This window comes from Pseudoalteromonas sp. 2CM41L, assembly GCF_023161905.1.
GTDB classification, from domain to species: Bacteria; Pseudomonadota; Gammaproteobacteria; order Enterobacterales; family Alteromonadaceae; genus Pseudoalteromonas; species Pseudoalteromonas atlantica.
Window position 1 is genome coordinate 33989 of the sequence record NZ_JALNTN010000018.1, and the last position, 13493, is coordinate 47481.

14 protein-coding genes are annotated in these 13493 nt (G+C 42.0%); 7 read left to right on the forward strand and 7 right to left on the reverse strand.

The genetic code is table 11. The annotated features are described in order from the left end of the window. Window positions 1-2: 2 nt before the first annotated feature. Both MTF64_RS17065 and MTF64_RS17070 read left to right on the forward strand, forming a co-directional pair. A complete protein-coding gene (locus MTF64_RS17065; RefSeq protein WP_248452093.1) occupies window positions 3-1103 on the forward strand; it encodes a retropepsin-like aspartic protease in 1101 nt (366 codons plus the stop codon). Window positions 1104-1123: 20 nt separating this feature from the next. Beyond that, window positions 1124-1480 (forward strand): HopJ type III effector protein, encoded by a 357-nt coding sequence (locus tag MTF64_RS17070; protein ID WP_248452094.1) that lies wholly within the window; start codon window positions 1124-1126, stop codon window positions 1478-1480. 10 nt (window positions 1481-1490) lie between these two features. Here MTF64_RS17070 and MTF64_RS17075 read toward each other — a convergent pair whose 3' ends face one another. After that, complete coding sequence (locus tag MTF64_RS17075; RefSeq protein WP_248452095.1) at window positions 1491-1898, reverse strand: GNAT family N-acetyltransferase; 408 nt, start codon at window positions 1896-1898, stop codon at window positions 1491-1493. 41 nt (window positions 1899-1939) lie between these two features. After that, the gene (locus tag MTF64_RS17080; RefSeq protein ID WP_004588987.1) at window positions 1940-2245 is read right to left on the reverse strand and encodes a DUF6482 family protein; all 306 of its coding nucleotides are present in this window, start codon (window positions 2243-2245) and stop codon (window positions 1940-1942) included. A gap of 90 nt (window positions 2246-2335) precedes the next feature. Here MTF64_RS17080 and MTF64_RS17085 point away from each other — a divergent pair, with 90 nt between their 5' ends. From MTF64_RS17085 to MTF64_RS17095, 3 genes are all read left to right on the forward strand, one after another. Continuing rightward, window positions 2336-3028: a pseudouridine synthase gene (locus tag MTF64_RS17085; RefSeq protein ID WP_248452096.1), complete on the forward strand. Its 693-nt coding sequence runs from the start codon at window positions 2336-2338 to the stop codon at window positions 3026-3028. Between the two features lie 99 nt (window positions 3029-3127). Beyond that, window positions 3128-3502, forward strand: a complete 375-nt coding sequence (locus MTF64_RS17090; protein ID WP_004588989.1) for a BlaI/MecI/CopY family transcriptional regulator — start codon at window positions 3128-3130, stop codon at window positions 3500-3502. Window positions 3503-3511: 9 nt separating this feature from the next. Next, entirely contained in the window at window positions 3512-4723 is a 1212-nt protein-coding gene (locus MTF64_RS17095) for a M56 family metallopeptidase (RefSeq protein WP_248452097.1), read from the forward strand. Window positions 4724-4796: 73 nt separating this feature from the next. Here the strand turns inward: MTF64_RS17095 and MTF64_RS17100 are convergent, their stop codons facing one another. Beyond that, the gene (locus MTF64_RS17100; protein ID WP_248452098.1) at window positions 4797-5180 is read right to left on the reverse strand and encodes an MAPEG family protein; all 384 of its coding nucleotides are present in this window, start codon (window positions 5178-5180) and stop codon (window positions 4797-4799) included. A gap of 255 nt (window positions 5181-5435) precedes the next feature. On the opposite strand from MTF64_RS17100, the gene MTF64_RS17105 reads away from it, so the two are divergent. Continuing rightward, the gene (locus MTF64_RS17105; protein WP_248452099.1) at window positions 5436-6314 is read left to right on the forward strand and encodes a DMT family transporter; all 879 of its coding nucleotides are present in this window, start codon (window positions 5436-5438) and stop codon (window positions 6312-6314) included. Between the two features lie 81 nt (window positions 6315-6395). Here MTF64_RS17105 and MTF64_RS17110 read toward each other — a convergent pair whose 3' ends face one another. The 4 genes from MTF64_RS17110 to MTF64_RS17125 form a co-directional block, all read right to left on the reverse strand. Next, a complete protein-coding gene (locus MTF64_RS17110) occupies window positions 6396-6713 on the reverse strand; it encodes a multidrug efflux SMR transporter (RefSeq protein ID WP_004588993.1) in 318 nt (105 codons plus the stop codon). Further along, window positions 6713-8245: a bifunctional GNAT family N-acetyltransferase/carbon-nitrogen hydrolase family protein gene (locus MTF64_RS17115; RefSeq protein ID WP_029773759.1), complete on the reverse strand. Its 1533-nt coding sequence runs from the start codon at window positions 8243-8245 to the stop codon at window positions 6713-6715. The genes MTF64_RS17110 and MTF64_RS17115 overlap by 1 nt, the downstream gene beginning before the upstream one ends. Window positions 8246-8333: 88 nt before the next feature. Continuing rightward, window positions 8334-9182 (reverse strand): MBL fold metallo-hydrolase, encoded by an 849-nt coding sequence (locus MTF64_RS17120; RefSeq protein WP_064384541.1) that lies wholly within the window; start codon window positions 9180-9182, stop codon window positions 8334-8336. 58 nt (window positions 9183-9240) lie between these two features. Next, window positions 9241-11526: a penicillin acylase family protein gene (locus MTF64_RS17125; RefSeq protein WP_248452100.1), complete on the reverse strand. Its 2286-nt coding sequence runs from the start codon at window positions 11524-11526 to the stop codon at window positions 9241-9243. A 146-nt stretch (window positions 11527-11672) separates the two neighbouring features. Here MTF64_RS17125 and ycaO point away from each other — a divergent pair, with 146 nt between their 5' ends. Beyond that, the gene (ycaO, locus tag MTF64_RS17130) at window positions 11673-13433 is read left to right on the forward strand and encodes a 30S ribosomal protein S12 methylthiotransferase accessory factor YcaO (protein WP_248452101.1); all 1761 of its coding nucleotides are present in this window, start codon (window positions 11673-11675) and stop codon (window positions 13431-13433) included. The last annotated feature ends 60 nt before the right edge of the window (window positions 13434-13493 follow it).

Here is a 13493-nt window from a genome sequence, read left to right on the forward strand (position 1 = left end):
CAATGAGCCATTATACCAAGCTAATTACCTTGCTATTAATAGGCTCGCTTAGCCTAAACGCTTACTTATTGTGGCCACAAAAACAGCCTGTAGTTGGCACACAAAAAACCCACAGCGGCAAGAGCATCAAAGCGCCAAAAAGTAACCTGCTCAGCCAAGCTCAACAGCAATTTACACAACACAAATTTGATGATGCTCTAAATACGTATCAACAACTAAATCTAAACGCTCCAAAAAAAGCACATACTTTATACGCTTCGTGGGTAGCACAACTAAAGCAATGGCTAAACACAAACCTACCACTTAGCCAGTCATTGTTAAATGCACTTTTAAATAAAGACCCTTACAATACCGAGTTACTCACTTTACACGTTGATTACCTAGTAAAAAGCGGGCAACGGCAAAACGCAATTATTGCGCTATTTGAGCTCTACCCATTATTAAATAAGCACCAACAAGGCCCTGTAGATAGGCGCCTTGTGCATTTAACGACAAACGAACTGCATAGTTTGAGTGAGCAGCAAAATTGGCAAACAATTATTGAACAAACTCAAATTTGGCTCGACTATCAAAACGACAATAGCCATTTTTTATACGCACTCGCTCATGCTTATTATCAACTAGAGGACTTTATTAGCGCCTTAACAACTATTGAGCGCATGCCATCAAATCACCCACTACAAGCCGAAGTAACTGCCTTACACGCAATGATAGAGAAAGCTCAATCGCAAGATGACTTTATTGCGCTTACCCCCTACGGCGCACATTACTTAATTAGCACCGAGCTAAATAGCTCAATCCAAACAGAGCTAATGATAGATACCGGCGCAAGTATTACTTCTCTTTCGAGTGACGTGCTTAACCAACTTTCACCCAGACCCCTGTATTTAGGCGATGTAACCGTAAACACGGCGAATGGGCAAATTAGAGTAAAACGCTACCAAATTGAGTCGTTTAAAGTAGGGATGCAAACTATTTACGGTTTTGAAGTGCTCAGTATTGAAAACACCCGCGGCCAAGGTTTGTTAGGAATGAACTTTTTATCTAGATTTAAATTTAATATAAATCAACAAACAGATGAGTTAGAGTTGAGTGCTAAATAATTTAAATTTAAGGAAAAAACATGACCCTAAACGATTTTTTACAGCAACTTGCAGACAACCCTAAAAGCATACAATTTAGCGATACCATGGCGGTAATAGAAGCTAATTACGATTTTACCGCGTGTGGATTTAATAACCACGGCTTACTTAGCTCTGCAAGCGAGAACAACGGCTCATGTAAAATTTTTGCGTTTGCTAAATTAAACGATTTAAGTAAACAAAATACATTGGATTGCTTTGGTAAGTTTTACCGCGAAGACGTACTACAAAACCCTAAGGGCGATGATCACATGAACATTCGCACGTTTATGTTAGCGCCAGAGGCAACGCCATTTTTGGGTGTTACCTTTGAAGGCGAGCCGCTAAAAGCAAAATAGACAGCAAAAGTTAAAGCGTTTTTTCCATAAAGTAACGCGTACCAGAACGCGGATAGTTGTTAAGCTGATACTTAACCACGTATCCGCGCTTTTCATAAAAAGGCTTGGCCTGAAAATCAAGCGTATCGAGCTGTGCGGTATTAGCGCCGCGCTCAATAGCAGCAAGCTCAAGCGCATTTATAAGCTTGCCTGCTAACCCCTTGCCCCGCGCGGTATCGCTACACCAAAGCCAACTAATCATCAGCCAATTTCCAAACACACACCCACTAATACCTGCAACAAGCTCACCTTGCTCATCAACAAATTTATAGCCTAATGGCACTCTTTGCGCATCAAAGTGCTGTGCGTTAAATTCAACTATTTTAGTGCGAAGCGCTGAGTTTAACGCATCGGTATTATCTGCTTTTAATTGATACATGTACCGCCCTTAAAGAAGCAGATACTAGCAAACAAACTTAATTAAAAAAGGTTATTTTTTCCATAAGGTACTTCTAGCAAATTGCTGCTTGTTTTTTCGGGTTGGCCGCACATTTCATCGTAAGCGCTAGTATGGCGCAGTACCATTTCGGCGTAGGCTATTTTTTCAAAACGTTTTTGAATATGCAGCGGGCTGAGCGCTTTAACAAACTCGCCATTTTCTTCAGTAACGTAATACTCTACGTTATTTATAATGACAGACACTTGATAGAGCGCCATTTCAAGGGAGTGCGCGACCACTTTTTGTAATGGTTCGTGCTTTTTTAACTCAGAAAATTTCATACCCATAACAATCGCCTTTTAATAAAAAGTAACTTTATAGATACGCACCTTTGCTATAATCGCGATCAAATTATTACATCACTGCCTTTTAAGCTTATGAGCAATAAAATTCGACTCGCTAAATACATTGCTCACGCTGGTGTGTGCTCACGAAAACAGGCATCGCGTTTAATTGATGAAGGGGTAGTAACGGTAAATAATCGCCCTGCTAATCATATTGATCACGTTAATGAGCAAGACGACGTAATAGTTAATGGCCAAGCAGTAAAAGGGGCTGCCGATTTGGTTTATTTTGCGTACCACAAGCCTGTAGGTATTGACTGCAAATTAAATGAAAATGACCCTACGAGCCTTATTCACCATTTACCTACCCTCACTCGGGTTTACCCCATTGGCCGATTAGATAAAGACTCTCGTGGCTTGCTTATTTTGACCAACGACGGAGATTTTTGTAATCAACTTATTCACCCTGACTTCCACCAGCCCAAACGTTATTTAGTCACGGTAGATAAACCTATTAATAATGCGTTTTGCGAAAAAATGGCCGCAGGAATCCCCGTAGATAAACAAGTAACCTTACCGTGTGAAGTAACAAAAATAGCTGACAACCAGTTTAGTATTATTTTAAAGCAAGGGCTTAACAGACAAATACGTAAAATGGCGCAGTACTGCGGCTTTAAAGTAATTGATTTATATCGGGCACAATTTAGCGAACTTGCTCTTTCAAAACTAAACCTCCCTGAAAACCACTATATACAAATTAATAAAACAGATATTTCAAAAACCTAACCTTCGTTTAAATAGCGCACAAAAAAGTTAAAAAATAACCTTGCAAAAATAGATTACAGGCGTAGTCTTAACTTAAAGATTACATTTGTAGGCAATAAAATGATTGAGTTATCAAAAGCAGAATTCGACGTGCTTGATGCGCTTTGGATTAATTACCCAGCAACCGCCAGCCAAATTATTGAGCGCTTAAGCGATGACAAACAATGGCACGAAAAAACCATTAAAACCCTACTGGGTCGATTAGTTAAAAAAGGCGCACTGACCTTTGAAAAAGACGGCCGCCAATATATTTATACCCCCTGCATGGAGCGCGCCGACTACACATTAAAAGAAAGCAAAAACTTTATTGAGCGTTTTTTTAGTGGCCGTATAGCGCCGCTGGTAAGCGGGTTTGCTAAATCAGAGCAGCTTTCGCAGCAAGATATAAACGAGCTAAAAAAGGTCATTGATGACTGGGAAAAAAACCAAAAGTAAGGAGTGGCTATGGATATTCAAACCCTGTTTAACTGGTTACTAGAGCAGCAATTATTACTCAGCATAATGCTTGGCGGGTTTATTATATGTGAGCGTTTTAGTTTAAGGCTGCTTGGCCCAGGCTTTGTGTATAAATTAGTATGCCTAATCCCCGTATCGTTACTGGTTGCAAACTTACCAAGTAACATTAAGCCACTACAAAACAGCGCCATTAGCCATTATTTAATAACGCCGAACCAGCCCCTTATTAATAACTTAGGCCTAAATTGGGCCGTGCTTTATGTAGTGGTTAGCCTAGTGCTGTTTAACGTAGCGTTTGTTGTGCATATTCGCTTTATAAAAAACCTGCAGCTCAATTATTTAATTAATAGCGAACACACTCTAACCTCACACATTAAAACCTATACCAGTAACCATATTGCATCGCCAATGGTGGTAGGTATTTTGCAAAGTAAGCTCATACTGCCTAGTAATTACAAAACCCAGTTTGATAAAGCCACTTTGGCACTTATTTTAGAGCATGAGGCTGTGCACATAAAACGCAAAGATAACCTAATAAATGCCCTGCTGTTACTGACTACTATTTTAATGTGGTTTAACCCTCTCGCGTGGATGGCTTACGCAAGCTTTAGACGCTTGCAGGAGCTAACTTGTGATCAGCGGGTACTTGCCAATAAAACCACACACCAACACATTTTATACAGCAAAGCCTTAGTTAACTGCGCGGCAGCAACGCCCGCAGGCCTAATGGCTTATTCACACTACGGAGATAAAAAAACCATGTTACAACGACTTACCAATATAAAGCACAGTGGCAATCACTCTCGCCTTGCCAAAGGTGGCTTACTGCTAATAGCAACAAGCATGCTTAGCGGTTTAGCCATAGCAAAACAGCCCCAAACTGAAATAACGAAAGAGGATCATATTTCACCAACAATACGCATTGAACCTGTCTACCCAGCCCAAGCCGCTAAGCAAGGCATTAGCGGCTCGGTTGTATTAAAGTACGATATAGCCGCCAATGGCAGAACAAAAAACATTAGTGTCATTCAATCTAAGCCGTCAGACGTTTTTGATAAATCGGCTAAAGAAGCGCTGGCAAAGTGGGAGTATAAAATCTCTGAGTCAGGCTTTAATGATGTACTTGTACAGCTCGATTTTGCCATAAACAGCGAGGTTGCTAATACCGATTTAATAGAGCGAATTAAAGTATCGCATTAAGGCTAATGAGTGATGCAAGAGCACAAAGCAAGCGCCCTTTTAGGCCGCTTGCTTTGTGGTTTTAACAATAAAATTAAATACTCACTACAATCATGGCAATGGCAGTGCCTAAGCCAATAAACCATACAAGCGAACGTATAATATCTAAGTTCAACCAATAAAAAATGCAATACAAAGTGCGCGAAACTATATGAGTAACCGCCAAGGTTTCGGTTACTGCATTTACCGAGTTAGTTCCCAGTACCACCGCAATAGCAACGGCAAACACTGCTAGTGATTCAAAACAATTTTGATGAGCAGCGAGCGCACGCTCACCAAAGCCCGTTAATTTTGCTTGTTGAGAGCGCGGGTGTTTATTGTCGTATTGGCCAAGCTTTGCCATCGCAATGGCCACTGGTATTTTTGCAAAATAAGGCATTAATACAGCAAGTAATGCGCATACTACTAATGTTGTCATAATTTATTCTCTTATTTTAAAACCTAGTTATTTAACCAATACATATAACACACATACACAAAAAAGCCGCCAACACGTTTTATGACATACGCAGGCGGCTAAACAATAACATCATACTTACTATAGCTAAGTTTACCTATAAAGCAGTGCGGCATAATGTCGCAGGTGATGAATATTCACTATCACCCTTAATGCATCGCATTAATAACTAAAGATTGTTAACTTATAGACCTTATTTTTTTACCGACGACCCCCATGACCTGGATCTTTTTCACTTTTTTAGCCGCCTTTATGCAAGCATGGCGAAATGCCCTACAAAGTAAATTAAGCGCACATGCAAGTGTAGCTGGCGTAACCCTCTCGCGCTTTATTTTAGCCGGCCCCATTGCTGCAGTGTATTTGTATGGTCTTTATCAATATGAAGATACCGCCATACCTACCTTTAATAATGCCTTTTGGGGGTTTGTTATTGGCGCAAGTGTTATGCAAATACTCGCCACCGGCTTAATGGTAAAGCTGTTTAAAATGAATAATTACGCCATAGGTGCAGGGCTTGCTAAAAGTGAGGCGTTAGTAGCGGCTATTTTAGGGGTATTGTTTTTTGGTTCTGCGCTTAGCCTTCTTGGTTGGCTGGGTGTATTTTTAGGTGCTATTGCGGTGCTTTTACTTAGCGGTATAACCAGCGTAAAACACTTTGATGGCAAAACAGCGTTACTTGGCCTTGCCTGTGGTACCAGCTTTGCCCTTACATCACTGTGGGTGCGTGAAGCGAGCTTAAATTCAGGGTTATTGTTTCCACACTCAGCTGCATGGGTTTTACTGTTTGTAATAAGCCTACAAACGCTTATATTACTTGGCTATTTATTACTAAAAGAGCCACACACTGTTGGCAAACTTTGGCAATATAAAGGCACCACTGCCGCAATTAGTACTTTTAGCTGTGTAGGCTCTATTGGCTGGTTTAGCGCGATGAGTTTACAGCACGTAGCGTATGTTAAAACGCTTGGTCAGGTAGAGGTATTTTTTACCATGCTAATTGCTGTACTTTGGCTCAAACAGCCACTTAAAAAGCAAGATACCGCGGGCTTAATACTTATAGCCATTGCCGCTATTTTGGTGATACTGCCAAATTGAGAACATAAAAAAGCGCAGGCTTTTAAACCTGCGCTACTATAAGCTGCTTATAACTTTTAAAGCGAGTATTAAGCGCTCTTTTTAAGAGCTAATTTTTAGCGTTATCACACCGCAAATGATCATGAGTACACCAGCAATACGGCCAAACGTGGCTGCATCACCGTAAAGTAATATACCCACTAAAAACGTACCCGCAGCACCTATTCCGGTCCATACGGCGTAGGACGTCCCCATTGATATTTGCTTTTGTGCAAGCCACAACATAAAACCACTGGCTGTTAAAAATGCAATTGCCATTACTATACCCTGCCAGCGTGTGTCGGGATTTTGTGAAATTTTTAAACCAATTGGCCAGCCTATTTCAAGCAAGCCGGCAATGACTAAATAAACCCATGCCATTAAACATCTCTCTTTTTCAAAATTACGTCGTATAAATCTTCGCGGCGATCTTTTAAATTGCGCACCGTACCTTCGCTATGAAGAATTTTTAGCTTATCCATATCAAGGTCGCTGAATAGTAACATTTCGGTATTAGGTGTGGCTTCATTTAATGTTGCATCGTGCGGAAAAGAAAAGTCAGACGGGGTCAACACTGCCGATTGCGAGTACTGTACGTCTAGGCTTTCTACCTCAGGTAAGTTACCCACTGAACCTGCAATAACCACATAACATTCGTTTTCGATTGCGCGCGCTTGCGCACAATGGCGAACCCGTAAATAACTATTTTTAGTATCGGTCCAAAACGGCACAAAGAGTATATCAAGCCCCTGCTTGGCTAATATGCGCGAAAGTTCTGGGAACTCAACATCGTAACAAATTTGAATACCTACACGCCCAGCATCGGTGTCAAACACGGCAATTTTGTCGCCGCCTTGAATCACCCAATCATTTTGTTCATGCGGGGTTATGTGTATTTTTCGCTGCTCGTCTATTTTACCGCTACGGTGGCATAAGTAACTTACGTTATAAATTTTATCGTCTTCGGCAAGTGGCATAGAGCCGGTAATAATATTGGCGTTATACTCTATTGCCATACGCGACATCGCGTTTTTAAATGTTTCGGTATATTCGGCTAAATAGCGGATTGCTTCGGTTTGATTATTCTGATCGCCTAAGCCCATAAGTGGCGCGTTAAAAAATTCCGGAAATAATATAAAATCGCTTTTGTAGTCAGATACCGTATCTACAAAGTATTCTACCTGCTTGAGCATTTCGTCAACCGACTCTACACAGCGCATTTGCCATTGCACCGCACCTATACGCACTATCGATTTAGTTGATTCGAGTACGGTGTCGGTTGGCTCGTACATTATGTTATTCCACTCAAGCAAGGTGGCGTAACCTACAGACTCTTGATCCTCCGGCAGGTACTTTTTAAGTAACCGTTTTACCTGAAAGTCGTTAGAAAGCTGAAAACTTAAAATTGGGTCGTAAAGCTCTTTTTGGTCAACCTTTTCAATGTATTCCATTGGCGTCATTTCACTGCTGTGATTGTAATAACGCGGAATACGGCCACCGGCTAAAATAGCGCGTAAGTTATATTGGCGGCACAACTCCTTACGGGCATCGTATAATCTGCGCCCTAAGCGCATGCCTCGGTGGGTTTCGCTAATTGCTACATCTAAACCGTATAGCGCATCGCCGTCGGAGTCACTAAATACACGGTCGTGCCCATCGGCTATGTCTTCGTAAGTGTGAGGATTTGAAAAACGCGCATAGTCTACTTGCACGCTTAGTGCTAAACCCACCAGCACGCCATCATCTACAATGCCTATTTGCCCTTCAGGGAACTGATCTATCAATCTAAAAATAGTATGGCTTGGCCACGCGCCACCTAAATCAGGATAAGCCTGATCCATTAAGGTTTTAATTTGCGGATACTGCTCTTTTGTTAAGTTACAAATTTCTAGGTGGGTTTTTTCTGCCGACATACACAACTCCTTTGGGCATAATAAAATAAAAGCCGAATGTACGCTAAAGTACACTCAGCTTTGTATCATGTTTTTTACGTTACGCGTACTACTTTAAGCTGCGATAAAAAAGTGTAGTCACTTTCTCTTTTGGCAACCAGCCTGCGTACTTAAGATTAAGCGCAGCCAGCGGATCGGCTTTTAGTACTTGCTCTAAGCTTGCGTTATTTTGCATTGCTTTTAGCATTAAATCTTTGGCTTTTTTAACAAGCTTAGCATACGTTTCCAGTCCTGAACGGTCACTTACCGGCCCATGCCCGGGTATCACTATGGTGCGCTCATCTATTTGCTTAATAACGTCATTTACGGCTGCTAGTATTCCATCAACACTGCCGCCGCTATCTACATCTACAAACGGCAAGCTGCCAAAGTTAAAGTAAATATCGCCCATATGCACTATGTTATCGTTATTAAAAAATATCACCGAATCACCGTCGGTATGTGCATGGGCGTAGTGCACTACATGGGCGTGTTCGTTATTAAAATGCAGTTTTAAATCGTGCCCAAAACTAATGCGTGGCAGGTAATCTGAGTTTGCACCGTGTTTTTCTTCTAATCGCTTATGTACGTTGTCGTGCGCAATGACATGCGCACCGGCTTTGGCAAAGTTTTCGTTGCCGCCAGTGTGGTCGCCATGATGATGCGTATTAATTACAAACTCTGCACTACCGGGTTTTAAATCGCTAATGGTTTTTTTAATGTCGTTTGAAAGCTTGGCAAATTGGTCATCAATAATGTAAATGCCATCTTCCCCTACACTTGCGGCAATGTTACCGCCTTGGCCAAACAGTACATACACACTGTCGCTTAGTTTTTCTGCCGTTACCGGATTTTCATCTGCATGTGTTGCACTGCTAAGTAATAAGCCTGTTATTAATGCGGGTAGTATTTTTTTCATTTTAGTTCTCTGTTGATTTATTAATGATTATATAGAACGTGATTAACTGTAATTTAGTTCATCGTGCTGGCTCTATCACTATTTGATGTATAAGCGTTTGTGGCAATAAAGGCGTGTGCTTACCTTCAATGTAGTCACTAAAGCCTGCACGATAAAACGCGGATAGCGGATGCCCCGACTGCCCACCGGGCACTGCCATAATGGCGTTTTCTAAATGCCCTGGTTGGGCAATAAAGCGCTGCGATGCACCAAAGCTTTTGCCCTGTACAGCGGGCATGTAGCTATCGCCAAAAGCTGGCGCTATAGGCATATTTAAAAGCTTAGCCAGTATGGGCATTTGTTTAGCAAACGGGTGCTCAATATTAAGCGCATTAACTTTACCCCACTGCCAATTTTGCAAGTTATCCCCATACTCAGCCCCAAGTACTGTCACTGTTTGGCTGAATGCACCTAATAACTGCTCGTCCCAATTTTTATACTCAGGGTTTACCCATGAGCCCGGCCTATCTTTAATAAGCTGCCATATAGCTGGTTCTAGATCGCGTTTTACATATCTAAGCGTGGCGTCTTGCTCATTAAGTTTGTTCTCCATGCTTGCAAATACAGTATTAATTAATGTGCTGCGGTAGTGTTTAACTAAGGTGTAACCTACCGAGCTTGCACATGCGCATTGCTGCCAGTTTTCAAGTGCACTTATGTACTGTGCGTTTTTGGCTTTGTCTTTTTTAAGCTGATTAAGTAGCAATGTATGCCAAGGCATTAAAAAGCGGGCTTGATTATCAAGCTGTAGCGCGTAAAAGTCGCTCTCAGCAAAGCTTTGTTTTTCAAATAACCTATCACGAATTTGGCTTGAACGTGCCCCTAGCGCGTACCCGCCATTACCAAAGCGTGCATTATCAGTGGCCGACACCACGCGGGAATTACCTGTCCATAATCGTCCATTTTGCGGGTTTTTAATATAAGGGCGCTGATGCTCATTTTGCTGCCAAGCGGGTGAGTATTCGTTTGCATTAACACTTAGCTCACTCGGTGCTTTACGCGCAGGTATAGCCCCAATATGTTGCCATGCAGCACTGCCTTGGCTATCTACCACCATTAAATTTTGTACCGGAATACCCACATCGCTTGCCACATCTAGCGCATCATCTACGCTAGTGGCTTGCTCAAGTTTGAGCAGATCCATGTTTACAGCATAAAGTTGGTGTGCAGCCCAGCTAAGTGCATAAGGCTGTTTATTTATATATTTTACTGGGCCGTATTCGCTCATGGTTAATGAGTAATTGTCCACCTCGCCATTAGGCAGTGCGATAGGCTCATTGACTTGCCATGTTTTATTATCTTTACTTAAAGTAACCCAATCGGCTGTGTCTATGTAGCCGTTAGTAAAGCCCCAGGCAATTTTATTATTTGTACCCACCACAATAGCAGGGGCGCCGGGTAGCGATACGCCAGTTACCTGAGCTTGCTCGCCATTTTGTGTGTAATTAAGCTGCGCCCTGTACCAAATAACCGGCACCGCCATAGATAAATGCATATCGTCAGAGAGCATGGCTGCTCCCGTTTGGGTATGCGCACCGGTTACTGCCCAGTTATTGCTACCGCGCTCTTGGTTTGCCTGAATATTTTTAACCGTGTGCTGTACTTGCTCTGGAAGTTGAGGAATGGTGCCTGTAAACGGGGCAAGCTTACTGCCATCAAGCGCCGCTTGGTATTGGCTAGGTTGTGTTAAAAAATCAACCATGTGTTGTCCGTATGCTTGCTCAATATGTATGAGAGCTTCATCTCGCTCAAAGGTGGCACTTTGCAAATCAAGGTACATGCTAAATATAACTAATAGGCTATCTTCACTTTGCCATAGTTTTTGCGCTCCGCCTGTAAGTAAATACTCAAAGCTTGCAAAGCCAACTTGTGCCAGCCCTTCGTTTACACCTTGGGTGTAGCTGTTTAATAGTTGTTTATCGCTTTCGGGTAAGGTGTGTAATATAGCGCGGCTGCGTTTTCGCAATTGATGAAAGCGCATTTTTTTATCAAGCCCAAGGGCCGCTTTACCAAATAACTCACTAAGCTCACCTGCGGCGTTACGTCTTAATAAATCCATTTGAAAAAAACGGTCTTGCCCATGCGCATAGCCTAGCCCATATGCCGCGCTATTGCGGTTTTCGGCCTTTATAACCGCCTGCCCTAGTGCATCACGCGAAATAGTAACCGGCTTATTAATTGCTGTACTTTGGCCTTTACCATCAAGTGTGGGCATACTTAAACTTAATACGCCATACACAAGCGCTGTACCAGCGAACCCTAAAACCACAACGAGTAATACTAACCATTTGATTACTTTAAACATTAATTTGTCCTTTGCACCATTTGTTGCACATATAATAACCATAGTTTTATTAAATAATAATGTTCTTACTCGCAAAGGGTGAAATAAACATCAAAATCCACGATAATAGCCATTCCACATTTTGTGCAGATCTAGTTGAGACTCATATGACTGAAAAAACATTTATCAAAGGTAAAGACCGCGACCTAGAATCGTCTATCTCTACCATGCAAAACAAGCTAAAAGCGCTAAACATCAATGTTGAAGAAGCACTTTGGCTTAACCCTGTGGCTAACTGTTATTCAGTTCATATAAAAGACAGCGACTGCGGTGTTATGTTTACCAATGGTAAAGGCGCAACCGATAAAGCATCTATCGCCTCTGCGTTAGGTGAATACTTTGAACGATTAAGCTGTAATTACTTTTTTGCCGACTTTTACTTAGGTGAAGAATTTGCAAACAGCGACTTTACTCATTATCCGAATGAGAAATGGTTTAAAGTTGAAGGCAATGAAGTGCCAGAGGGCATAATGGACGAAAGCCTTTGGGATTACTTTGACCCAGAGCGTGAGCTTAATGCCTCACACCTTTTTGACTTTAACTCAGGTAATAACGAGCGCGGCATTTGTACGTTGCCATACACACGCCAACGCGATAACCAAGACGTATACATTCCGGTAAATGTAATTGGTAATATTTTTGTTTCTAACGGCATGAGCGCAGGTAATACTAAGTTTGAAGCACGTGTACAAGGGCTATCAGAAGTATTTGAGCGCGCCATTAAAAACCGTATTATCGCAGAAGGTATTTGTTTACCTATCGTCCCTGAAAAGGTTGTAAAGCAATACCCTAAAATTCACGAGGCGTGTGAAGAGCTACGCAGCCATGGTTTTCATTTACGTATTGCCGATGCATCACTAGGCGGTAAATACCCTGTAATGAGCGTAACGCTTATTAACCCTGTTGATGGCTCTGTGTTTGCCTCATTTGGTGCTCACCCATCATTTGAAGTTGCCCTTGAGCGTACCGTTACCGAGCTACTACAAGGTCGTCGCCTTGATCAACTTGATGTGTTCCAACCAGCTACTTTTGATAACGATGAAGTTGCAACGCCTGAAAACATTGAGCTGCACTTTATCGACTCAAGCGGTTTAATCTCGCATGACTTTTTCCGTGCTGACGCTGACTTTGACTTTGTTCATTGGGACTTTAGCGGTACAACAGAGCAAGAATACAACTTCTGTACTGACTTAATTCACAGCATGGGCCACGACATTTACATTATGGATTACACACACTTAAACGTGTATGCATGTCGTATTTTAGTACCAGGCATGTCAGACATTTACCCAGTAGATGAACTAATTTGGCGTAACAACAACGAAGGCGCTAAATTCCGTGAAGCATTCCTATCGCTTGATCAGTACGATGCGCAGCAGTGGATGGACATTTACGACAGCCTAGAAGAAGCAGGCCACAGCGATATTATTCGTGCTGCTGAATTTATTGGCCTTGCCACCGATGCCGATACACCATGGCATACACTGCGTATTGGTGAGCTTAAAGCGCACTTATGTTTAGCCGCAGGCAACGAAGAAGCCATTGATTGGGTGGACTGGATACTACACACAGGCCAAGTAAACGAAGATGCAATGCGCCACTTCCGTTGTTTAAAAGCCATCCTTGAAATTAAATACGATGACGAGCGCGACTACGCCGACTACCAAGATGCACTGGGTTTAATGTTTGGCAGCGATAACGTAACGCTGGCTATTGAAATAGCAGAAGGCCGTAAATTATTTAATGGTTTAACCTTCCCTGGTTTATCGCTTGAAGGCTTTAAAAAGCATGCAGCACTACTTGATGGTTACCGTAAGTTACATGTCGCTAAGCAAAACCATTGGGCACGTGAAGTAACCGACGCTTAATAGTTAAACTACTAATTATAAAAATAAAACGGCGCTAATTTATCAGCGCCGTTTTTATTT